The sequence below is a fragment of the Limnothrix redekei LRLZ20PSL1 genome (genome assembly GCF_043235035.1).
Taxonomy (GTDB): domain Bacteria; phylum Cyanobacteriota; class Cyanobacteriia; order CACIAM-69d; family CACIAM-69d; genus CACIAM-69d.
Map to the genome: position 1 here is coordinate 135,691 of NZ_JAZAQF010000006.1, position 21,340 is coordinate 157,030.

Annotated in this window: 25 protein-coding genes; 15 read left to right on the plus strand and 10 right to left on the minus strand. The window is 55.7% G+C overall.

Annotation, left to right across the window (positions count from 1 at the left end; genetic code table 11):
• Positions 1-319: 319 nt before the first annotated feature.
• Entirely contained in the window at positions 320-463 is a 144-nt protein-coding gene (locus VPK24_RS01520; RefSeq protein ID WP_099531648.1) for a chlorophyll a/b-binding protein, read from the minus strand.
• A 330-nt stretch (positions 464-793) separates the two neighbouring features.
• On the opposite strand from VPK24_RS01520, the gene VPK24_RS01525 reads away from it, so the two are divergent.
• Positions 794-1,609 carry a HEAT repeat domain-containing protein gene (locus VPK24_RS01525; protein ID WP_393010139.1) on the plus strand — a complete coding sequence of 272 codons (816 nt, stop codon included), beginning with the start codon at positions 794-796 and terminating at the stop codon, positions 1,607-1,609.
• Between the two features lie 61 nt (positions 1,610-1,670).
• Here the strand turns inward: VPK24_RS01525 and VPK24_RS01530 are convergent, their stop codons facing one another.
• The 3 genes from VPK24_RS01530 to VPK24_RS01540 all read right to left on the minus strand — a co-directional run bounded on the left by VPK24_RS01530 (position 1,671) and on the right by VPK24_RS01540 (position 4,376).
• On the minus strand, positions 1,671-2,585 hold the full coding sequence (locus VPK24_RS01530; protein ID WP_393010141.1) for a sulfite exporter TauE/SafE family protein: 915 nt from the start codon (positions 2,583-2,585) through the stop codon (positions 1,671-1,673).
• A 375-nt stretch (positions 2,586-2,960) separates the two neighbouring features.
• A complete protein-coding gene (locus VPK24_RS01535) occupies positions 2,961-3,536 on the minus strand; it encodes a rhodanese-like domain-containing protein (RefSeq protein WP_393010080.1) in 576 nt (191 codons plus the stop codon).
• Between the two features lie 144 nt (positions 3,537-3,680).
• Entirely contained in the window at positions 3,681-4,376 is a 696-nt protein-coding gene (locus VPK24_RS01540; protein WP_393010082.1) for an MBL fold metallo-hydrolase, read from the minus strand.
• Positions 4,377-4,818: 442 nt separating this feature from the next.
• On the opposite strand from VPK24_RS01540, the gene VPK24_RS01545 reads away from it, so the two are divergent.
• Positions 4,819-5,163 (plus strand): ArsR/SmtB family transcription factor, encoded by a 345-nt coding sequence (locus tag VPK24_RS01545; protein ID WP_099531646.1) that lies wholly within the window; start codon positions 4,819-4,821, stop codon positions 5,161-5,163.
• 152 nt (positions 5,164-5,315) lie between these two features.
• Positions 5,316-6,008, plus strand: coding sequence for an HAD-IA family hydrolase (locus tag VPK24_RS01550; RefSeq protein WP_190526854.1), 693 nt, complete (start codon positions 5,316-5,318; stop codon positions 6,006-6,008).
• Between the two features lie 55 nt (positions 6,009-6,063).
• On the opposite strand, the gene VPK24_RS01555 is transcribed toward VPK24_RS01550, so the two are convergent.
• Positions 6,064-6,660 (minus strand): pyridoxamine 5'-phosphate oxidase family protein, encoded by a 597-nt coding sequence (locus tag VPK24_RS01555; RefSeq protein ID WP_393010084.1) that lies wholly within the window; start codon positions 6,658-6,660, stop codon positions 6,064-6,066.
• A gap of 152 nt (positions 6,661-6,812) precedes the next feature.
• Here VPK24_RS01555 and VPK24_RS01560 point away from each other — a divergent pair, with 152 nt between their 5' ends.
• A complete protein-coding gene (locus VPK24_RS01560; RefSeq protein WP_393010086.1) occupies positions 6,813-8,381 on the plus strand; it encodes a DASH family cryptochrome in 1,569 nt (522 codons plus the stop codon).
• Positions 8,382-8,685: 304 nt separating this feature from the next.
• Positions 8,686-10,443 (plus strand): alpha/beta hydrolase, encoded by a 1,758-nt coding sequence (locus tag VPK24_RS01565; RefSeq protein WP_393010088.1) that lies wholly within the window; start codon positions 8,686-8,688, stop codon positions 10,441-10,443.
• 87 nt (positions 10,444-10,530) lie between these two features.
• Here the strand turns inward: VPK24_RS01565 and psbN are convergent, their stop codons facing one another.
• Entirely contained in the window at positions 10,531-10,671 is a 141-nt protein-coding gene (gene psbN / locus VPK24_RS01570; RefSeq protein ID WP_099531641.1) for a photosystem II reaction center protein PsbN, read from the minus strand.
• Between the two features lie 332 nt (positions 10,672-11,003).
• On the opposite strand from psbN, the gene psbH reads away from it, so the two are divergent.
• The 5 genes from psbH to sbcD all read left to right on the plus strand — a co-directional run bounded on the left by psbH (position 11,004) and on the right by sbcD (position 14,777).
• The gene (psbH, locus tag VPK24_RS01575) at positions 11,004-11,207 is read left to right on the plus strand and encodes a photosystem II reaction center phosphoprotein PsbH (RefSeq protein ID WP_099531676.1); all 204 of its coding nucleotides are present in this window, start codon (positions 11,004-11,006) and stop codon (positions 11,205-11,207) included.
• Between the two features lie 490 nt (positions 11,208-11,697).
• On the plus strand, positions 11,698-12,030 hold the full coding sequence (locus tag VPK24_RS01580) for a TatA/E family twin arginine-targeting protein translocase (RefSeq protein WP_393010090.1): 333 nt from the start codon (positions 11,698-11,700) through the stop codon (positions 12,028-12,030).
• A gap of 127 nt (positions 12,031-12,157) precedes the next feature.
• Positions 12,158-12,859: an aminoacyl-tRNA hydrolase gene (gene pth, locus VPK24_RS01585; RefSeq protein ID WP_393010092.1), complete on the plus strand. Its 702-nt coding sequence runs from the start codon at positions 12,158-12,160 to the stop codon at positions 12,857-12,859.
• Between the two features lie 106 nt (positions 12,860-12,965).
• Positions 12,966-13,235, plus strand: coding sequence for a DUF3146 family protein (locus VPK24_RS01590; RefSeq protein ID WP_099531638.1), 270 nt, complete (start codon positions 12,966-12,968; stop codon positions 13,233-13,235).
• Positions 13,236-13,319: 84 nt separating this feature from the next.
• On the plus strand, positions 13,320-14,777 hold the full coding sequence (sbcD, locus tag VPK24_RS01595) for an exonuclease subunit SbcD (RefSeq protein ID WP_393010094.1): 1,458 nt from the start codon (positions 13,320-13,322) through the stop codon (positions 14,775-14,777).
• Here the strand turns inward: sbcD and VPK24_RS01600 are convergent.
• Entirely contained in the window at positions 14,774-15,271 is a 498-nt protein-coding gene (locus VPK24_RS01600) for an HNH endonuclease (RefSeq protein ID WP_099531636.1), read from the minus strand. The genes sbcD and VPK24_RS01600 overlap by 4 nt on opposite strands.
• Positions 15,272-15,389: 118 nt before the next feature.
• Here VPK24_RS01600 and VPK24_RS01605 point away from each other — a divergent pair, with 118 nt between their 5' ends.
• On the plus strand, positions 15,390-16,085 hold the full coding sequence (locus VPK24_RS01605; protein ID WP_393010096.1) for a hypothetical protein: 696 nt from the start codon (positions 15,390-15,392) through the stop codon (positions 16,083-16,085).
• 58 nt (positions 16,086-16,143) lie between these two features.
• Here VPK24_RS01605 and VPK24_RS01610 read toward each other — a convergent pair whose 3' ends face one another.
• Entirely contained in the window at positions 16,144-16,284 is a 141-nt protein-coding gene (locus VPK24_RS01610) for a hypothetical protein (protein ID WP_158234311.1), read from the minus strand.
• Between VPK24_RS01610 and psb29 the strand changes: the two genes are divergently transcribed.
• The 4 genes from psb29 to VPK24_RS01630 all read left to right on the plus strand — a co-directional run bounded on the left by psb29 (position 16,268) and on the right by VPK24_RS01630 (position 19,039).
• Entirely contained in the window at positions 16,268-17,014 is a 747-nt protein-coding gene (gene psb29 / locus VPK24_RS01615; RefSeq protein ID WP_393010098.1) for a photosystem II biogenesis protein Psp29, read from the plus strand. The two genes, VPK24_RS01610 and psb29, sit on opposite strands and share 17 nt — an antisense overlap.
• A 187-nt stretch (positions 17,015-17,201) precedes the next feature.
• Positions 17,202-17,390 (plus strand): hypothetical protein, encoded by a 189-nt coding sequence (locus tag VPK24_RS01620; protein WP_099531633.1) that lies wholly within the window; start codon positions 17,202-17,204, stop codon positions 17,388-17,390.
• Positions 17,391-17,402: 12 nt separating this feature from the next.
• Positions 17,403-18,056: a type I restriction endonuclease subunit R gene (locus VPK24_RS01625; RefSeq protein ID WP_393010100.1), complete on the plus strand. Its 654-nt coding sequence runs from the start codon at positions 17,403-17,405 to the stop codon at positions 18,054-18,056.
• Between the two features lie 104 nt (positions 18,057-18,160).
• Positions 18,161-19,039, plus strand: a complete 879-nt coding sequence (locus tag VPK24_RS01630; protein ID WP_393010102.1) for a class I SAM-dependent methyltransferase — start codon at positions 18,161-18,163, stop codon at positions 19,037-19,039.
• A gap of 57 nt (positions 19,040-19,096) precedes the next feature.
• On the opposite strand, the gene VPK24_RS01635 is transcribed toward VPK24_RS01630, so the two are convergent.
• Positions 19,097-19,735 carry a response regulator gene (locus tag VPK24_RS01635; RefSeq protein WP_393010104.1) on the minus strand — a complete coding sequence of 213 codons (639 nt, stop codon included), beginning with the start codon at positions 19,733-19,735 and terminating at the stop codon, positions 19,097-19,099.
• 6 nt (positions 19,736-19,741) lie between these two features.
• The gene (locus VPK24_RS01640; protein WP_393010106.1) at positions 19,742-20,962 is read right to left on the minus strand and encodes a sensor histidine kinase; all 1,221 of its coding nucleotides are present in this window, start codon (positions 20,960-20,962) and stop codon (positions 19,742-19,744) included.
• Positions 20,963-21,340 lie beyond the last annotated feature (378 nt).

Here is a 21,340-nt window from a genome sequence, read left to right on the forward strand (position 1 = left end):
TTCAGACCTTTGCTGAATACCCACAGCAATGAATACCAAAAACTCATACTGAGAATATAAAGGCTCCAGAAATGCCCAAGACCTTATAAAGAAATTCCAGATCGGCAGCTCAGGGCTGAAATGGCAAAAACCGCAGCGGCTTGTGGAAACCGTGCGGTTTTTGATTGCTGAATCAAACCCAATCAAAGGTTTGCGGACGCTTGCCGTTGACTATCGATGACGATCGCCCAAGCGGCTAGATCATGATATCGGTGGTGCGTCGGCGGTCTTGAACCAAGAATCTTGCCGAGGGAACCAGGCTGAGACTCGATCGAGCCAATTACAGCAGGCCCAGTTGCGACAGGATGCCTTGGCCGGTGATGAATTCCGTAGCGATACCGATCACGAAGCCCAGCATTGCCAGACGACCGTTCCAGGTTTCGGCGAAGGCAGTGAAGCCGTATTTAGCCTTTTGCTCAGTCATGGTTGAAGACCTCCAAAAAGGGGTTTCGAGCGAATAGATAGAAGTCGAGTTGGGCGAGCGTCCTGGTGTCAAGTTGCTCTACAGAAAATTTAACGCAATTTTTTGTTTACTGCAACGTTTCGTTACGAATCCATGAGTAAAAACTCTTATTGCTTCCCCCATGACTTCGCTGGCCTGCCGTAATTTCTCCCGAATCGCCCTTGTCCCATGGAGCCTCAACGTTTGCTCAATCCTTTGTGGGACAATGGTTCGCGGGAATTCATTCCCAAAGATTTGCCCGGAAAGTAGTCCCTTGGGGGCTGGATTTCGCTGCTGTTGAGTTGGGTGGGGATTGTGGCTGTGGATGGGGAAATTTCGGCAAAGTCGTTGACCTTGGAAGAGGCGATCGCCAATTTGCGTAGTGAAGATGCCAGCTTGCGTTACTACGCGGCTTGGTGGGTGGGGCGGTTTCGGGTTTCGCAGCCGGATGTGATTGAGGCGCTGATTGAAGCCTTGGATTACGAGGGCGATCGCACTGAGGCGGGAGGCTTGCCGCTTCAGCGCAACGCGGCACGGGCTTTGGGAAAATTGGCCGATCGCTCGGCGGTTCCGGCCCTGATTCGATCGCTCACTTCGCCTGATTATTACGTGCGGGAGGCGGCGGCCCAATCCCTCGGGCAGTTAGCGGACGATCGCGCTGTTCCCGGTTTGTTGGCCCTGTTGGATGGAGGCGTGGCGGCGGCCGTGGTCGCGCCGGGCCAGCCCCACTTGGTGCAGCCCTATGATGCGGTTCTGGAAGCCTTGGGAAATTTGCAGGCTCAGGGGGCGATCGACATGATTCACCCCTTTACGGAACATTCCGTGCCTAAAGTGCAATACGCGGCAGTGCGGGCCCTGTATCAGCTCACGGGGGATGACCAATGGGGCGAGCGACTGGTGGCCGCTCTGCGGGGGCCCGATTTACAGTTGCGGCGGGCCCTAATGGGGGATGTGGGGGCGATCGGCTATTTGGCTGGGGCGGAGGCGATCGCCCAAACGGAGGCGGAAAATAGCTTGAAATTGATTGCGCTCAAAGGGTTGGCAGAACATCCCAACGCCACCCCTGACGGCCAAACCCTGACGGATGAGGGCCGCCGCATTTTGGTTTTGATGGATGGGTTGTTGTAGGGCCGGTCAACAGCACTGGACGGAGCGATCGCGCCCCAATGCCGATGAATGGGCGGTTGCATTACCGGAGGCGGGCCGATCGGGCGAACGTCTGTCGGCTGGCCGGTTGGGGGTGATGGGAACGATTCAGTTGCGACAGGGGGCGGGTTGGTGGTTGCTGAGTTTGGGGATTTGGCCCCAGCAGGGTTCGGTAATTTTGCAAGAACACCAGCGAGGCGATCGCCAGCAGAAAATAACCAAACCAGCGCTGTAAGCGATCGGCGGGCACCCATTTTGATAGATAGGCTCCGGGCAACGTTCCCAGGGCCGCCGCCCCCGTGAACGAAACGGTCAGGGGCCAATCGATCGCCACATGGCCCGCGTAGCCCGCCAAACCCGCGATCGAGTTAGCCGCAATAATCACCAGGGACGTGCCGATCGCCTGTTTCATCGGGACATTGCCCAGCAGCACCAACGCTGGCACGATCGCGAAACCGCCCCCCACGCCCACCAGCCCGGTCAGCATTCCCACGCCGATGCCCTCCGTCAGCAGCCACAGCCAGCAATAGCGACAAACGGGCTGGGGATAGGCTGCCAGGGCCGAATCTGGTGATGGATCTGCTGGGGCCGGTTTGTTGCTGCGACGAATCGTGGCGATCGCCGCCAACAACATCATTCCCACAAACAACATCATTTGAATGGGGGGCGTAATCCAAGGTTGGGTGGCCAACTTAGCGCCTCCAAAGGCCCCGATCGCCGTGGACAGCCCAAAAATTGCCGCCACCCGCCAGCGCACTCGCCCCGCCCGCCAGTGGGGAATGACTCCCAACAGGCTCACGGCTCCCACAATGGCCAACGTCATGGCGATCGCGGGCTTCACCGGCACGCCCATCACCGAGGTCAAAATTGGCAGGGCCAACACCGAGCCGCCCCCGCCCAACAGCCCTAGGGCAATGCCAATCACCACCGCCAAGCCATGGCCGATCGCCCAGATCAAACTATCCATAAACCCATCCACAGAACCATCTATAGAACTGACCCTTAAGAGGATGTTTAAAAAGTCAGAATTGATACTCTGCTTGCCCCAGTGATCGACTTAGACAAGGGGCTTAAGCCCCTTGCCCCCGCGACTATTGGTGCTCTTCAAGTGCCTCAAGATACTTTTCAGACAGCCTCTAAGAAGTGATCTTTAATCGGTTGATTGCGATCTAATCAATCGCGATTAATCGATCGACTGAGAATCTTGGAAAGCCACTGCAAATTCGGCCAATTGCATGGGCGATCGGAGTTGATCCATTTCGCCTGGCAATTGGCAGGGCCTTCTGAAGCCTGTTTCTAAAGCCTGTTGTCGTGCAGTTTCGCTGCTCGTTGCCTAGGCAGAACGCTGGTTATAGGGCAACTTCGCCAGCAGCATGGCCAAAGCGCAGGTGTTGGTGATGCCCGCAAACATCAGCCCAGCGCCCACGAACCCGCTCAACAGCAAGAACCAGGGGGAAACCAACGCACCCAACACCGTGCCCGTGAACACCAAGGAACCGGCCACGATTTGCACCTGTCGCATCAAACTGATGGGGGCCCGGCGATCGACCAAAACTTCCAAGCCCGCGGCCTTCCAAGCCTGAAGACCGCCGATCAGGTCGATCGCTGGAGTGCGGCCCGCCTGCACTAATTGATGTGCCACTTCTGTCGATCGATTGCCCGTTTGGCAATAGAGCACCACCCAGCGATCGGGCTGAGAAACCGGCACTGCCTGCAAATCCAACTTGCTCATGGGCATCGACAGCGCCCCGGGAATGCGTTCCCCGGCAAATTCTCCCGGCTCGCGCACATCCACCACGATCGCCCGATTGGCGGTCAACCAAGCCTGAAGCTCAGTGACGGAAACCCGTTGGCGCACCGGCCCCATCGGCATCGGCTCAGTTGTCTGGACAAAATCATCGACCGCCATTGTTGGAGGGTGGGTTGCGGGCGGTTGAGTAGACGGGGAATTGACTTCAGGTTGAACAGGGGTCATCGATCTAAATCCTGGGAAGATTTTGGGAACAGGGAGAAAAGGGGAGGAAACTCAGGGCCCCCAAGGTGAACAGCGCGTTCAGACCGTCACCAGTTGCCCACATTGTTGATTGGCGGGCACGGCTTCCGCCATCTTTTGGGGATTCGGCAGCCCCAAATTTTGCATCAGGGTCACGAAGGTTGCGCGATCTTGCCCCACAAACCGAGGATTGCAGCGTTTTTCTTCCCCGATTGTGGAAGCCGAAAAGCCACGATAGTCATGACCTGGATAAACCAAGGTTTCATCGGGCAGCGCAAACAGCACTTCTGTCACCACCCGATAGAGCTGTTCGGCATTGCCGCTTTGGAAGTCCGTGCGACCACAGCCGCGAATGAGCAGGGAATCTCCCGTCAGCAGATGGGTTTGATTCACCAAATAGGCTAAGTGGCTGTCTGTGTGGCCCAGGGTGGCGATCGCTTGAATCGGCACCGAGCCAACCCAAAACACTTCGTCATCGTCCAATGCGCGATCGGCACAGGCTACCTTGGCCCCCATGGGAACAATTCCTTGGCAATCGGTCAAATCGCGTAACCGACCGGCACCGGTCACATGATCCGCGTGAACATGGGTTTCTAGGCAAGCCACCAGGGTCAAACCTAGTTCCTGAATCAGTTTGTAGTCTCGATCGACCTGTTCCAAAACCGAGTCCACCAAGACCGCTTGGCGACTGTCCCGATCGGCGATCAGGTAACTGTAGGTGCTCGTTTCCCGATCGAACAATTGCCGAAACAACATAGGGCAGTTCCTAAGTTAAAAGTGTTGGGCAAATTAGAAGGCAAATTTAAGTAGCAAGCAGCGGAATGTGACCCGAGAGTGGTTTTGAGTTTTTTATGCTTGCTGGATTAATATAACTATATACTCATATTTTAAATTTATCACCCGATCGCCCCCATTTTTCACCAGCCCCGTTAGCCTGGGGGGCTAGTCGTCACCCAGCTCCTCTGGAATCGGGTTACCACCAAAATGCTCGATTGCCTTGATTTTGCCCAATACTTTCCTTCAGGGACAATTGAGCCATCCAATGGGGTAGAGTTGCCTTCGCAAGGGGATCAGAATCCTTACATTCTGGCGAGATCTCTCCTTTCCTGTTCGCTTCTGCCCTCGGTCAAGCCCTGATTCTGCATCCATGGCACCCCTCCGCAACTCTCCTTTTCCCTTCGCTTGGACATCGAGTTCTATGGCTAATACCCTTGACCATGAGTTAGACGCACTGGCATTCGTTGCGGACTATCTCAAGGTTTTGTCGGAACGCAATCGATTGCGAGTGCTGTGCTGCTTGCGGGAGGGGCCCCGAAATGTGGCGGAAATTGTGGAAGCAACGGGCCTGACCCAGGCTAATACTTCCAAGCATCTAAAAGTTTTGTCTCAGGCGGGCATGGTTGCTCGACAATCCCAAGGCACCAGCGCCTATTACCGAATTGTGGATCCGCTGATTTTTGATCTTTGTGAATTAATTTGGCGGCGACTGAGCGATCGCTTGGAACAGCAACAACAGGTGATCGCCAGTTTTCGGGTGCAGTAATCGGCCGATCGAATTGCTATACCAACTCGCCCTTAACTCGCCATTAGCTCACCATGGATTCTTCAAGAAAGTGGGTTGCAATCACCGGGGATTGTGCAATTTTTGCTACCGTTCAGACAGTCCCTCGAAATCGCGCCCCTCGAAATTTCGCCATGGTAGCTCGCCCTCGCATCACCCACGTTATCTACGATCTCGACGGTTTGTTGCTGGATACGGAATCAATTAATGAAGCGGTGAACCGGGCGATCGCCGATCGCTACGGTTGTGCTTACGATCCAGCGGTGCGGGGACGCATCGCCGGGCGCGATGCCCACACGTCATCGGCGATTTTGGTGGAATGGTTGGGATTGCCCATCAGTCCCGAGGAAATGTTGCAACAGCGGCGATCGCTGGTGGCCCAGTGGCAACCGGTGGCTAAACCGATGCCGGGCGCGGTGGAGTTGACCTATCACCTGCACCGATCGGGCGTTCCCCAGGCGATCGCCACTAGTTCCAGCCGTGGCCCCTTTGGTTGGAAGGCCGCGCCTCACCGGGATTGGTTTCGCCTGTTTCACTGCACGGTGCTGAGTGATGATCCGGGAGTCCGTCAGGCCAAGCCCGCGCCGGATCTGTTTCGGGAAGCGGCTCGACGATTGGGAGCTGACCCGCGCCACTGTTTGGTGTTTGAGGATGCGCCAGCGGGCATTGAGGCGGCCCGGGCGGCGGGAATGTCGGTGATTGCGATTCCGGATCCGGCCTTGGAACGATCGAGTGTGGCCCAGGCCGATGCCATTTTGCCCTCCTTGCAGGCCTTTGAGCCGGCCGATTGGGGATTGCCCGCTCGGGTTCCGGCGGCAGTTTGCTAGCGGTTTGCTAGCAGTTTGCTCAAGGGGCGGGGCGATCGATCGGGCGCGTTGCGGTTCAACTGTTTGCTTCGCTTGCTGGATCACCGTTTGCTGCATCGTCGCTCACTTGATCACTGAGCAGGTAGGTGGGGAGCCGATCGATACTGGTTTGGTTCTTTGCTTGCCAATAGGCTTGCAGACCGTCGGGGCCTTTGCGCTCCGCCCATTCCACCAACTGGGTGCGATCGCCCTGATAGTCAAACAACGGAACCCCAAACCCACAGGAGGTTTGCACCGACTCCACCGACAGCAACATGATTTGGCGTGTGCCGGGCAGAGCCTTGAATCGATCGAGCCAGGATTGCCAATCGGGATCCCGGGGCCGAATCACGCGCCCCTGGCCATACAGCCGCAAAATCAACGGCGCACCCACAAAGCTGCAAAACATGAGGGTTAACCGGCCGTTTTCCGTCACGTGGGCTGCGGTTTCGTTGCCGCTGCCGGTCACATCCAAATAGCCCACCAAATTGGGTTCAAAACAGCGAAAGGTGTCCATTCCTTTGGGCGACACATTCACCCGGCCCACTTGGGGAGCGGATGCCGTGAAAAACAGCTTCTGTTGCTCAATAAAAGCGGCCAGTTCCGGTGTGATTTGTTCGTAAAATTTTGCCATTTCGTTATCTCTAAAATTCTCTAGAGTTTTCTAAAATTCTCTGAAGTTCTCTGAAATTCTCTAGAATTTAAGCATTTGGAATTTGCAGGCCGGTGTGAATCCTCCAGCACCTTCCCCCATCCCTCGATTTTAGGTTATCCCTAGGTGATTCAATGGCTGCTGCTTCTCCATCTGCTAGCTGCGCGATCGTTTGGTTTCGCACTGATTTACGTCTCCATGATCATGAACCGCTCTTGGCTGCTGCCGAAAATCATCAGGCGTTGATTCCGGTCTATTGCTTTGACCCGCGACAGTTTGCGGAAACTGCCTTTGGTTTTCCCAAAACGGGCCCCTTCCGCGCTCAATTTTTGCTGGAATCCGTTGCAGATCTGCGAGCTGCCTTGAGAGCAAAGGGCAGTGATTTAATTGTGCGATCGGGGCTACCAGAAGTGGTGTTGCCGGCCTTGGCAGCAGAACATGGAGCACAGGCTATTTATTATCACGAAGAGGTGGGAACCGAAGAACAAGCGGTTGAATTGGCCCTGGAAGCAGCCCTGAAAGCTCCAGAAGCGCCCAGACCGGTTCAGGGAAACATTCAAAGCAAGGTTTATTGGGGCCACACACTCTATCACCCGGATAATTTGCCCTTTGAAATTGGTCAAATTCCAGAGCTGTTTACGGAATTTCGGAAAACCGTTGAAGCGCGATCGACCATTGATCCCCCCTTGCCCCCGCCCGATCGCCTGCCACCGGTGCCGCCGGGTCTGAACCCCGGTGAGCTGCCCCGTCTGGCCGATTGGGGGTTGGCGGAACCGGAACCCAGCCCCTTGGCGCTGATTTCGTTTACGGGCGGTGAACAGGCGGGTTTCCAGCGGCTTCAGGCATACATTTGGAATGGCGATCACTTGCGGGTTTATAAGCAAACGCGCAACGGCATGTTGCAGCCCAATGATGCATCGAAATTTTCGCCTTGGTTGGCGCTGGGCTGTCTTTCGCCTCGGAAAATTTGGGCCGAAGTGCAAGCCTATGAACAGAAAGTGATTCGTAATGAATCCACCTATTGGCTCATTTTTGAATTGCTGTGGCGCGACTATTTCCGCTGGATGGTGGCTAAACATCGCCATCGGGTTTTTCGAGCAGCAGGTTTGCAGGGAATTGCAATTCCTTGGCGACGGGATGCGGCGGCCTTTGCCGCTTGGTGTAATGGGCAAACGGGCTATCCCTTGGTGGATGCCAACATGCGAGAACTCCGCGCCACAGGGTTCATGTCGAATCGGGGTCGTCAAAATGTGGCGAGCTTTTTAACCAAGAATTTGGGAATTGATTGGCGAATGGGGGCCGAGTGGTTTGAATCTTGGTTGATTGATTATGATGTGTGCAGCAATTGGGGTAATTGGAACTACACAGCTGGGGTGGGGAATGATGCAAGAGGGTTTCGCTTTTTCAATATTTTGAAGCAAGCTAAGGATTACGATCCGCAAGGAGAATACGTTAAGCATTGGCTACCGGAATTGCGCCAATTGCCTGCCAGCAAGGTGCATCATCCCTGGACTTTGTTGCCCGTGGAACAGGAGCGGTTCGGTGTACAAATTGGCCGTGATTATCCAGGGGCGATCGTGGATTTGTTTGAGTCGGCGGCGGAGAATGAAGCCCTTTATAACCGAGCGATCGGGAAGGGCACTTCTGCTCGATCGAAGCCAACTCATCGGGGTTTCCGGCGCGATCGCCCTCGACAACCCTAGGAGGCTGTTTCCAAAGCCAAAATTCCTACCTTGCAGGTCTCATCGATCGAGGCAAACAAGATGCTTAAGCTCCTTATTCCACGATATTCCACGATTCCTTATTTCACGATTATGGATGCTTGGATTGTTGATCCTTGATTCGTGCCAAAAGATACCCTGCAAACATTCTCTTGAGGCATAAAGGGGGTTCATTAGATGTTCTGGGGTAGTCACGTTGGGCGAGTAATTCTCGGGCTGGACAAGTAGTTCTGGGGTAGTAACGTTGGGCAAGTAATTCTGGGCAAGATTTGGAGGTAAGAGGGTGATGGTGCGATCGATGACAACGGCGGCAACCCAGCTAAATCGGGTCAGTCCTTCCGGTTTCGGACTGCGAGGGCGGTTGGGGCGATCGCTGGTGGCCTTGGGGGCCAGTCTGCTGGCCGGTGGCTTCACGCCCACCTTGGCCCAGGCCGCTGAGCGGATTGAGCTGACCTTTGGGGCCTTGGGCCTGTCGATCGAAATGAAGTCCCTGGAAGACTTTGTGGCGACCGGCGAAATTTCCGATGAGCTGGAGTTCTATACCCGGTTTCTGACTCCCGATCAATTGGCTCAGGTGCGATCGGCCCTGACCGATCGCCTGGATATCAATTTGCTGGCCGTGTCGCAATTTTTCAATTCGCCCCAAGGGGAAACTATCCTGCGGCGCTTGGCCCAAGTGATCCGCACCGGGCGCAATTTACAAAGCGTGCCGGCCCTGCGTGCCGCGATCGTCCGTTCCGCCGCCGACTCGGAAGGGCTAACCCCCCTAAATTTGCTGCGCTACTATCCCACTCCCAGTATGCGAGTGGACTTGGCCCAAGCCCTGAGCCTGTGGCGACAGATTGAGGAAACCACCATTCACCAAGACCAAGCCACCGCCGCCGTGGAAACGGCCTTTGCGGCCCAAGCTGGCTCTCCCATTACGCCGCCCCCCTTTGAGTTGCGACAATCGGGCCCCTATGCGACCGCCAAAACCAATCGTGTGATTCAGCCGCGTGATCGTCGTCCCTTTGCGGCCGATCTTTACTGGCCCTTGGCCGCGACGGGCGATCGCCCCGTGGTGGTCATTTCCCACGGTCTCGGATCCGATCGGCGTACCTATGGTTACCTGGGCGAACACTTGGCCTCCCATGGTTTTATTGCCATCCTGCTGGAGCACCCCGGCAGCGACAGCCGCTACATCCAAGCCCTGATTAACGGCGAGGCCAGCGAAGCCGCCGACCCCAGGGAGTTCATTTCGCGGCCGGCCGATGTACGCGATATTCTCAACGAACTGCAAGCCAATCCCCAAGCCCCTGGGGGATTCACCGGGGTCATTGACCTTGATCGCACGGCCGTAGTGGGGCAGTCCTTTGGCGGATACACCGCCCTGGCCAGCGCCGGGGCCCCGCTGAATTTCAAACGGCTGAAAACCGACTGCGCCTCCGACGACTTGTTTTGGAATACGTCGCTGCTGTTGCAATGTCGGGCTTTGGTGGTGCGCCCCACGCCTGACACGGACTATCTATCCCTGCAAGATGCCAGGGTGAAGGCCGTGGTGGCCATTAGCCCAATTACTTCCAGCCTGTTTGGGCGCGAAGGGATTGCCCAACTGCAAGTGCCCACAGCGATTTTATCGGCTAGTAACGACCCGATCGCCCTGCCCTTGTCGGAACAGTTGCGCCCCTTTGCCCAAATGTCGATCGCAGATAAGTATCTTTTGGTGCTGCGAGGCGGCACGCACTTTTCAACGCTGGGGGCCACGGGCGATGAAACCGTGCAGCTCCCGGCTAGCTTGGTGGGGCCCCGGCCGGACTTGGCTCGTGATTACACGAAAGCCTTCATCACGGCGTTTTTGAAGCGATATTTGGGGAACGATCACACCATGGCGAACCATCTCACCCCCCAATGGGCCAATTCCGTTTCTCAGCCAGAGTTGCCGCTGTATTTGCTGAGTCAACTCTCGATCGAGCAGTTGCCGCGCCCCATTGCCCACAAGCCAACCAAAAATTCCCGATGGATTGCCAATCGCCACCGGCCCGATCAGCCCATCCAGGCCCGCTGAAGACATGGGAGCCGTGGCGAGTGAATTGGGGCGATCGTCAGAGAAATGAGACGAACAAACCCAATCCTCTGGCTCAATCCTCTGGGCCTAGTCTTCGTGATCTTCAAAGGGATCCGACAGATTCTCAGATGGCGGGCCAAAAGCCACATAAATCGAGTAACCCGTGATGGCAACCAGAATTGTGCCGAGGGCAATTCCCAATGTTAAAGCAGAGTTGTCTTCCAGCATGGTTTAAGGGTCTCGATGGCGGGGCCACTGGCCCATTTTCCACAAATTGTAACAATTAGTTAAGTAAAATCGCAAACTTCTCAGGGAGTCCACCCGATCGCCCACTGCCCGCTAGCCCTAGTTCTCGGGCCACCGCTAGCCCGTCCCCACGGAACTCCCCAAACAGCAGGCACAGCCGTTTGATAGAATACCCAATCAAATAGCATTGGCGGCGTGCTGCATTCGTGCGGCAATTGCTGCACTATTTAATAAAAAGCAACATCAACGGCAACGCCCAGTTGCTTCAACGGCTGCAAGACTCCATTGTTGCGAAACACTACGGTAGGGATAAGATGGCTCAACGGACTCGCCTGGGCGACATTTTGCGCCCGTTAAATGCGGAATACGGTAAGGTGGCTCCCGGCTGGGGGACGACCCCGCTGATGGCTGTTTTCATGGGGTTGTTTTTTGTGTTCCTGCTGATCATCTTGCAGGTGTACAACACCTCGATCTTGATTGAAGGCGTTAATGTCGATTGGAAGTCGCTGGGTCAATAGATTTGGGTGAATTGATTGGGGTGATGAGTCTGCATCAACAGATTGCAGATTTCCACCCCAAGAGTGGCCCGCCCGATCGACTGGTTTGAAGAGCTAACGGCTAGAGAATTGCTGAGTTCTGAGCGTTGGATTCTACAAATCTTTGAGAGTTAAGTCATCAACTGGTCGATCGCCCAGTCCCACAGCCCCGGTGTATCCGGGCTTTTTTATGGGCAACATTTCCCATCCCACGGGCCCCAATCTTGGCTTGTTCCTGAGTCAGACCGACCCGATGCCTACGCGACGGGGCCTTGGAATGGAATAATCTGAACGTGCAAATTTGCAAATTACTGTTCGATGATTGGTGTTGACCAGTGGCTAGTCAGCTATTCGTTCTCGTTCGCTAGCTCCTGCTTGTGGATTGGGTCTGTTTGATTGGTTCTGTTTCAGCGTTGTTGCTTGATCGTTTGCTTGCGATCGCCCCGGTCATTTCCATTGCAAGGATCGCCCCATGAACATTTTTGGCATTGGCCCAGCAGAGTTGTTTTTGATTGGCGTTGTCGCTTTGTTGGTCTTTGGCCCGAAAAAGTTGCCGGAAATTGGCCGCAGCCTGGGCAAGACTCTGAAATCCTTCCAGGAAGCCTCGCGGGAATTTGAATCGGAACTGAAGCGAGAAATGGATCGGGCCGAATCCCCCGCTTCCACCAGCATGACCGCCACGATCGAGCCGCCTGCGCAACCTGCCCTGACCAGTTCGGAGCCGGCCACCCCAGTCACCCCCGCCGAAGCGGAGCCGGCCCCAGTCACCAAAACCAATGCGGTGGATTCGGTCGATCCGGTTTAAGTGCTTCCGGTTCGATTGCTTCCGGCCGGAGTGTTTCCGCCTGGATTGCTTCCGGTTGAAGTGTTTCCGGTTGGAGTTCTGTTGATTAACCCTTGAAGTCGTCTGCGCTTAAGTCGATTCCAAAGCCATGCCCAAAGGCCAATCCGCATCGTCATCAGAACCCCTAATTCCGAAGCTGATTGTGGGGCTGGGCAACCCAGAACCCAAGTACGATCGCACCCGCCACAACATTGGCTTTGAAGTTCTTGATGAGCTGGCGAAGGTGTGGGGCATTTCCCTGAGCGAAAATCGCCGGTTCAATGCCCTTGCGGGAGAGGGGCGATCGCCCTTTGGCAAGATTTATTTGCTGAAACCCCTAACCTATATGAACCGATCGGGCCAGGCCATCCGCGCCGCGATCGATTGGTATAAGCTGCCACCGGAATCAGTCCTCACGATCTACGACGATATGGATCTGCCCTTGGGACGGTTGCGGCTGCGGGAAACCGGCTCGGCCGGCGGTCACAATGGCATGAAATCCACGATCGCCCATCTGGGAACTCAGGATTTTCCGCGTTTGCGGTTGGGCATTGGGCGGCCCCGGGTGGTCAGCGGCGAAACGGTGTCCCATGTGTTGGGCAAGTTTGCGCCCGATGAACAACCCACGGTGCAAGCCCTGTTGCGGTTGAGCGTGGAGACGATCGAGCGATCGCTCCGAGATGGCGTGGCCAAAGCCGCCAGCTTGTATAACAATCGCGATGTGGCTCCACCCCAGCCCAAACCGGCCCCCGCGCCCGCAACACCGGAAACGCCCGATCGGGCCCCGCAGGATCCGCAACCGGTTTCCTAGCCGAGTATCCAGCGGTCTAGCCTCATCCTGTGGGTTCTGTTGACCCTGTTGATCCTGCCCGCCTGTCCACGGTTCATCTACTAATTCCGCACTGTCGGCCTGTGCCGTGAGTCGTCGAGAAAATCCGTTGCCCCAAACGATCGCCCTTGTGCGCATTACCCGCCAGTCCTGGAATGAGGGCAAACTAGAAGGCGAAGTCAGCGCCGGGGAATTCACCTGGGAATTTGTTTGGCACTTTCGCCAAGGCGGGTTGCGGGTTCAGCCGTCCATGGGGCGGGCCCTGATTCGGGAACCACTGGCCCGATTTCTGGAAACCCACGACTACCAACTAGAAGCGGGCGGCGATTATTCCTTCCCCATCCGGGCCCGGCTCTAAGCACTGCCTCTGGATTTTCAGGATTTTCTAAATTTTGCCCGCAGAATTCCTTTCCGCGATTGTTCAACAACGGAGCAACGAACCATGGTCAAAATTCTGCACCTGTCGGACATTCACATGGGCAGCGGGTTCAGCCATGGGCGCATTGATCCGCAAACGGGTTTAAACACTCGGCTGCTGGACTTTACGGCGGCCCTGGAGCGTTGCATCGATCGGGCAATTTCGGAACCGGTGGATCTGGTGTTGTTTGGGGGCGATGCCTTTCCCGATGCTACGCCGCTGCCCATGGTGCAAGAAGCCTTTGCACAACAGTTTCGGCGGCTGGCTGATGCGCAAATTCCGACGGTGCTGTTGGTGGGAAACCATGATCAACATGCCCAAGGCCGCGGAGGAGCCAGCCTTTGCATTTACCGCACGCTGGGGGTTCCGGGCTTTGTGGTGGGAGACACGCTGGTGCTGCATCGACTGGAAACCAGCCAGGGGCCAGCGCAGGTGCTGACTTTGCCTTGGTTAACCCGATCAACCCTGCTCACCAAGCGGCAAACGGAGGGCCTGTCGTTGGCGGAAGTGGGGGCGTTGCTGCTCGATCGGCTCCAGGCGGCCCTGGAAGGTGAAATTCGGAAGCTCGATCCCGACCAACCCGCCATTTTGTTGGCCCACCTGATGAGCGATCGGGCACAATTGGGAGCCGAGCGAATGTTGGGCGTGGGCAAAGGCTTTTCGATTCCCCTCAGCACCATCACGCGCCCCGAGTTTGACTATGTGGCCCTGGGCCATGTCCACAAACACCAAAACCTGAACCCCAACAATCAACCCCCGGTGGTCTATCCCGGCAGCATTGAGCGGGTGGATTTCAGCGAGGAAAATGAAGAAAAGGGCTATGTATTAGTAACGATCGAGCCAGGAGAGCGGGGACAACGCCAAACACAATGGGAATTTTGTCCCCTACCGGCCCGACCGTTTCGGACATTGCGGGTGGATTTGGCTGACTGTGACAATCCGTTGGCGGAACTGCTCGGGGCGATCGACCCGGCGGCCATTGAAGGGGCTGTCGTCCGGTTGGTCTATCGCGTGCGGGCAGAACAGCTTCACCAAATCGAGTTGGCGGCCGTGCGCGATCGACTAGCTGCCGCCCACACCTACAGCCTGCAAGCGGAGTTGATTAGCCAACTGGCACGCCCTCGCCTGCCCAATTTGGATGCCACCACCCTGGACCCGCTGTTGGCCCTAGAGGCCTATTTGGGAGAGCGATCAGACTTAAAAAACCTGGCCGACGACATGATCGAGGCCGCCCGAGATCTCTTGGGCTATGCCAGTCCGGCCATTGTGGTGAATCTGCCGGAGCCAGCCACGGCCCAGACTGCCAATCCAGATTTCCCAGATCCAGAATCCAGCCCGGGCCAAAACCCAGCAGCAACATCCACCGCCGAGCTGGCCACCGATGCTCACGATGGCGAACCGACCTCACCCAGCACCAATGGCCCCGATCGAGCTGTTCAGTCTCCAGCCATTGACCGATCGGGTCAACTCAGACTGCTTTAGAGGCCAATCACGTACTTGCGCCATTCCTGGTGTACGCCGCTCTTCACATGCTTCGTCACTTCAAAGTAGAGACTGCTGTGGGGACGGCGGGGCGGCTGGCGCAAAGGCATGTTGGCTTCCTTGGGGGTGCGATTGCCCTTGCGGATGTTGCAGCGCACGCAGGCCGTGACCATATTTTCCCAATGTTCACCGCCCCCGCGCGATCGGGGAACAACGTGATCCAGCGTCAAATCATCGCCCGTGTAGCCACAGTATTGACAGGAGTGGCTATCTCGGTGCAATATGTTTTTCCGCGTTAAGGGAATCTCTTTGTAGGGAACCTTGATGTAATGGCGCAAACGGATCACGGTGGGCAACGGAATGTTGCGGTAAACCACTCGGCCGTTATGCTCGACTTGCTCCGCCTTGCCTTTTAGCAATAAAACGACTGCCCGCCGCCAACTGGTAATATTGAGCGGCTCATAAGAAGCGTTGAGCACAAGTACTTTGCCCATCGGACAAAACCGCAATTAATTGCAAATTATTAAGAATTGCAAACAAAGCTTGCGAAGCGTCGGAGCCAATTGGGACTGATAGTAGCACAACTGACTCGGGGTGTGGCTTGCTGATCCCATGGATTACCCATCGTTCTGTGGCGGCGGATTCCGGACAAAAACCGCCGATCGCGTAACGGCGGCCCGCAAACCAAGATGGCCGATCGCCACCACTGAGCGATCGCCTTGGGGACGGGGCTTGCTCTCGGGATTTCTGAGTTTGAGCTTCAGTTTGGTTTTAAGTTTGGTCTTGAGTTTGCTTTTGGGTGGTTGCGGGACGCTGCCCTGGGATGGGCCACCAACGGCCGTGGTGCAACGGGCGGTGGCGTTGCAGTTGCTGCAAACCCAGACCGATCTATTGCAAGAGTTGGGTGATTCTCCGCTGGCCACCGGTCGCCACTTTGATCCACAAATGTTGGCCGATCGCCCGGTGATCACCCTGGATGACTTGGCGGCGGAACCAGGATTACGAGTCGATCGACTGCGCATCCAAACCCAACAGGCCGTGACCATCAACGACAAACCCGGCTGGCAACTGAGCGGTACTTACGATTGGAGCCAAGCGGGGAGCCAAAATTCGAGCCATGTTCGAGAAAAACAGGGCGATCGATCCCCCGCCTCCCGGCAACCGCAACCCAAGACCCAAAAGCACCGATCGCAGCCCTTTTCGGTTTACTTGCAACGCCAAGCCCGCGGCCAAACCTGGCGACTGGCGCGGCCTGACCTGACCCAATCCACACCCGATCGGGTGGCTTGGCTCACCTACCGTCTTTAAGGGCCGTCTCTAGGGGCCGTCTCTAGGGATTTTGGGCAAATTCCAGGCCCGTTCAGGATCAATCCAAAAGCAATTCAGCGTTACGACAACAGGCCATCGGGGATCGCGAAAGGGTTGCCCGTTGGCAAAGGCCCGGCCCGGCCCGAAAATAGACAAGCCGATCGCCATAGAACGCGCCTCCCGTGAACGAAATCCGCACCGTTTCAGAAACCAAACGCACCTTCTATTCGCTCCACCAACGGCCGATCAACGCGATCTACCGACGAGTGGTTGAGGAATTGATGGTGGAAATGCACCTGCTCTCCGTCAGCGTCGATTTCCGCTTCGAGTCCATCTATGCCCTCGGGGTGGTGACGGCGTTCGATCGCTTCATGGCAGGCTACCAACCCGATCGGGACTTGGGTTCCATCTTCAACGCCCTCTGTCAGTCCGTGGGCGGCAATGTGGATGACTATCGCCACCGGGCCGATCGCCTGTTGGAAGCGGCAAAAGTTGCCAGTGCCGACGACCTGGCCGCCGCGCTCAACCGGGCCGAGGGTAGTGGTGGGGCCTTGCGCGAAGCCGCCGACGTGCTCGCCAATGGTCAACCCTTCAAATACAGCCGCCTGTTTGGGATTGGGCTATATACCCTGCTGGAGTCCACCACCTCTGACTTGGCTGGCAATGCCGAGCAGATCAAAGCGTGGATCGATCGCCTAGGGACAACCCTCAACCTCCCGATCGAGAAGCTGCAAAAGGATCTGGAACTCTATCGCGGTAACCTGGAGAAAATCGCCCAGGCTCGGATCACCTACGAAGACATGCTGGAGGCCGAACGCCGCAAGCGCGAACAACGGGCCCTGGAAAAAGCCGCCGCCGCCGAAGCCAAAGCGGCCAGCGAAGCCGCCAGTGAGTCGAATGCTGCGCCTTCGCCTGCCGACCCCAGCTAAGTTCCTCAGCATTGCCAAACTTCCCGTTCATCCAATGGAGGGGCCTAGACCACGCATGGTTTCTGGGCCCCTTCCGGGTTTTCAAGGGCCAGTCTGATGGCATCGGTTGCGAGTGACGGTTGGCAACCCAGGCGATCGGTTCAGATCGGTAAGATAAGCGATAGGTGTTTTAGGCCCCGACTCCCCAATGACCCCGGACGATCGCGCCGCCGAAGAATGCAACGGTCACATTCAAATCGCCGCCCAATTCAAAGGCAAAATCACCGACAAACGCAGACAAACTATTCGCGAAAACCTCGATCGCCTCGAATGGTTCGGCCTCGCCATCCAACAGGAAAACACCTGGCACTACGCCGCCCCCAGCCCGATCGCCTAGGACAATGGCCCCATGACTCCTAACCCAACCCTCGCTGAAAAACTCACCCTGCGATCGCTTCGGGAACAGTTCGGCCTAACCTACACCGAAGAAGCCGCCTTTTTTCCCGAGTGGCGAGGGGCGATCAATACCCTCCAGCCCGCCGATCGCGATCTTTGTCAGCGGCTGCGGCAACGCTATCGCTACTACCTCGAAAACGATTTGCTGATCGAAGAGGGCATCAAAGTGATGCTGGTTGCGCCCTTGCTCGAAGCGGCCGGTTTGTTTGATGCACCGTTTCAAAGTCGGTTTGAAGAACCCGTTGCCTTGGAGCTTGTCAACGCCGATGAAGGGGCAATTGTCTATCGGGGCCGGATGGATACTTTAGTGGTGCCAGATCGCCTTTGGATTTTGGTGATTGAGTCCAAACGAATGAGCTTTAGCTTAGAAAATGGACTTGCTCAAATCTTGGGTTATATGTTGGCCAATCCCACGCCCGATCGCCCGGTATTTGGATTACTAACCAATGGCGGCCATCATCGATTCTTGAAGCTACAGCGCTGCCAAGACCAATGGATCTATGCTGAGTCCGATGAATTTTGGGTGACGCGATCGGGCGATCTTGATCGAGTATTAGCCATCCTCAAAACCTTGACCACTAACCTTGAGTCGGTTTGTCAGCCGTAATTTTGTGGTTTCGTGAACCCGGCAACTGCCCAAGTTGGCACATGCGTACCAAACCCCTAGCCGCGATGCCGATATTCTGAGGGCGATGTTGCTATGTCTTGTCCATGACCGTAACCAGCTCCGACGCGATCGCCGCCCTCGAAGCCGCCAAAGCCAAAGTCATTGCGGAATTTGGTGACTGGACGAACCACAACATGCGCCTTGCTGACGGGTGCTACACGATCGCCCCTCAACCCACTCCCTCCGAACCCAAATTGCGCCGCATGACCCAAATCGTCATGGACTGGTGCGGCGGGTCTGTGGAAGGATTGCGAATTCTTGATCTGGCCTGCTTGGAAGGGATGTATGGCCTGGAGTTGGCCATGCAGGGCGCACAGGTGGTGGGCATTGAAGGACGCGAAGCCAACCTGGCCAAAGCCCGCTTCGTCAAAGACACCCTCGGCCTGTCCAACATCGACTTTTACTGCGACGACGTGCGGAACCTATCCGTGGAGCGCTACGGCCAGTTTGATGTGGTGCTGTGCTTGGGGATTTATTACCACCTGGATGCGCCGGACGTGTTTCGGTTCATGGAGCAAATCGGCTCCGTTTGCACCAAGCTGGCGATCGTGGATACGCACGTCAGCCGCACCGCCGAAACCCAACATACCTATGCGGGGCTGGAACTGTCGGGTTGCCGCTATGTGGAGCATGCGCCGGAAGCTTCCACGGACGATCGCCTGAAAATTCTTTGGGCTTCTTTGGACAACGACTACAGCTTTTGGTTAACGCGCCCGTCCCTGTTTAACCTGATGCAGCACTGTGGCTTCACGTCGATTTATGAGTGTCACTCGCCGCTGGTCGAAAAATTCGAGCAATTGCGGCGATCGGGGACGGGCGATCGAGCCACCTTCGTCGCCTTTAAGGGTCGCCCCGTGGCCCTCAAGTCCTCTGACCTCAGCAACGACAGCCGCCCCCTGCCCTGGCCGGAAATCCCCCGCTAAAGGCCAAAGAGCAGTGGATCGTGGCCCGCTCAGTCGGCGGGTTAAGGGGCTAGGCATTTAGCGCCGGTAGTGCTGTTGGGCCCAGAGGGCCGCTTGGGTGCGATCGGCTACCTGTAGCTCACTCAAAATGCGACTGATGTGGTTTTTGACAGTGCCGTGGGCTAGATACAAAATCTGGGCGATTTCCTGATTGGTTTTGCCCTCGCCCAGCAGCCTGAGCACCGCCAATTCGCGATCGCTAAAACGCTGGGTTAGATCAGTCGGGGCGATCGGTGGATGGGTGGCTAAATGCGCGAAAACTTTAGGGGCGATTGTGGGGCCCAGTTGACTATAGCCACGGTGGACGCTGCGAATTGCATCGGCCACTTGTTTGGAGGGGGCGTTTTTGAGGATGTAGCCCAAGGCCCCTGCCTGGAGTGATTGCCAAATATAATCCTCGCGATCGAACGTGGTCAGCACCAAAATTCGAATCCAAGGAAATCGCTGATGAATTTCCTGCGTTGCCCGAATTCCATTACAAATGGGCATTTCAATATCCATCAAAATAATGTCGGGTTGCTGCTGCTCGGCCAGGGCGATCGCCCTCTGGCCATTGTCCGCTTGACCCACAATTTCTAGATCCGTTTCTAGGGCCAGCAATGTGGCCAAGCCCTGCCGAAAGAGATCTTGATCATCAACCAATAGCAGCCGAATCATAGCGGCTCAATCCTCAGGGGTTAATCCTAATGATCGGGGAATTGTGATGCGTAGGGTGGTGCCTTTTCCCGGTGCGCTAGCGATCGCAAACTGTCCGCCCAGGAGCTGCACTCGTTCCCGCATGCCGCGCAATCCATAGCCAGTTGTGGCCGCGCCCAGATCAAAGCCTTGGCCATTATCCGTAATGTCCAAGGTGAGTGTGGATGCTGTGTAGTTGCCCAGCAAATCAACCCTCGAAGCCCGCGCATGTTTTTGGACGTTGGTTAACGCTTCTTGAATGATGCAATAAACCTGATGGCTCGTTTGGATATCGATCGCCGGTAGGTTCAGTCTTGAGGTAATGACCAGTGACTGGGTGTTGTGAATCTGATTGATTAACCGCTGCAAAGCCCCATCGAGCTGAAAGGAGGGATCACGGGTGGTTTGAACCGCTTGGTGTACGGCCTCTAAGCATTGACTGGCTAGGGTTTGGGCATGGTTGAGGGCGGTGGCCGCTTGATCGCGATCGCGCCCTTGCATCACTTGCACTAATTCGAGTTGCAGGCGAAGGGTAGTCAGTGCATGGCCCAAGGAGTCGTGAATTTCGCGAGCAATGCGCGATCGCTCCAAGTCCGCCGCTAGGGTTTCCATGGCTTGGGCTAGGGCTTCCGATCGTTGGCGGCTGCGACGCTCAGCCATAATCAAAAAACCAATCACCATCACCAACGCACTGATGCTGATATATTCCACCGAACTCGACAAAATAATCGCCTGTGGTTTATAAATCTCCTCCCACTGTTGCGATCGCGCGGTTTCAATGAACAACTTTTCAATGATAGGAATCGTCCACCAGACACAGAGCAAGTAACTAATTCCTGATCCTGTCACGAGATAAACAATGGCTTTTCGGTTAAACAAAAAACAACTTTTGATTAAAATTAAATATAAAAGCAAATGCAAATCGACTAGTAATAATTGCGCTCCTAGCACCAGTGATATTTCCAATCCAATATAGGTGTAACGTACCCAATGAGGTTGCTTGATGGGGAAAAAACAACTCAGCAGCCAAAAGACTGTAATAAACACCAAAACTCTGCTGAATAAATCGGGCAAGGTCGGCAATTTATAAAAATACCAATCAATGCCATAGGCTAAGCCATACATTAAGAGCAAGATCCATTCTGCATAGCGCATCATGGGCCGTAATTTCAAAAAAGAGGAGCCAAAGTAGCTGCGTAGAGCTTTCATCCTGCAATGCAGCGGGCAATTCCCACTGGAGAATAGACTTCTTGCACGAATTAACACCCTCTGATCAAGATAGGCTAATTAACGATCATTTCGTAGGTTGGGTTGAGGTACGAAACCCAACAGCAGCAAGGCTTGCAGTGATCGAGTTGGGTTTCGCAAAGCTCAACCCAACCTACGGAACAACCCAGTGTTTGAGTGTTTTTTCAGTCAATCAGGGATCTGGGAGCGGGATTTTGGATGAGGTTCTTGATTGATGCAAGAGGTCTATTGGGTCAAAGTCGCGAAGTCAGTCGTCGTAACAAGGGGCTTAAGCTCCTTGCTGCCTAACGATCTGGTGACGGTAACAATCATTTGATTTGACCAATCAAAATAAGCTTG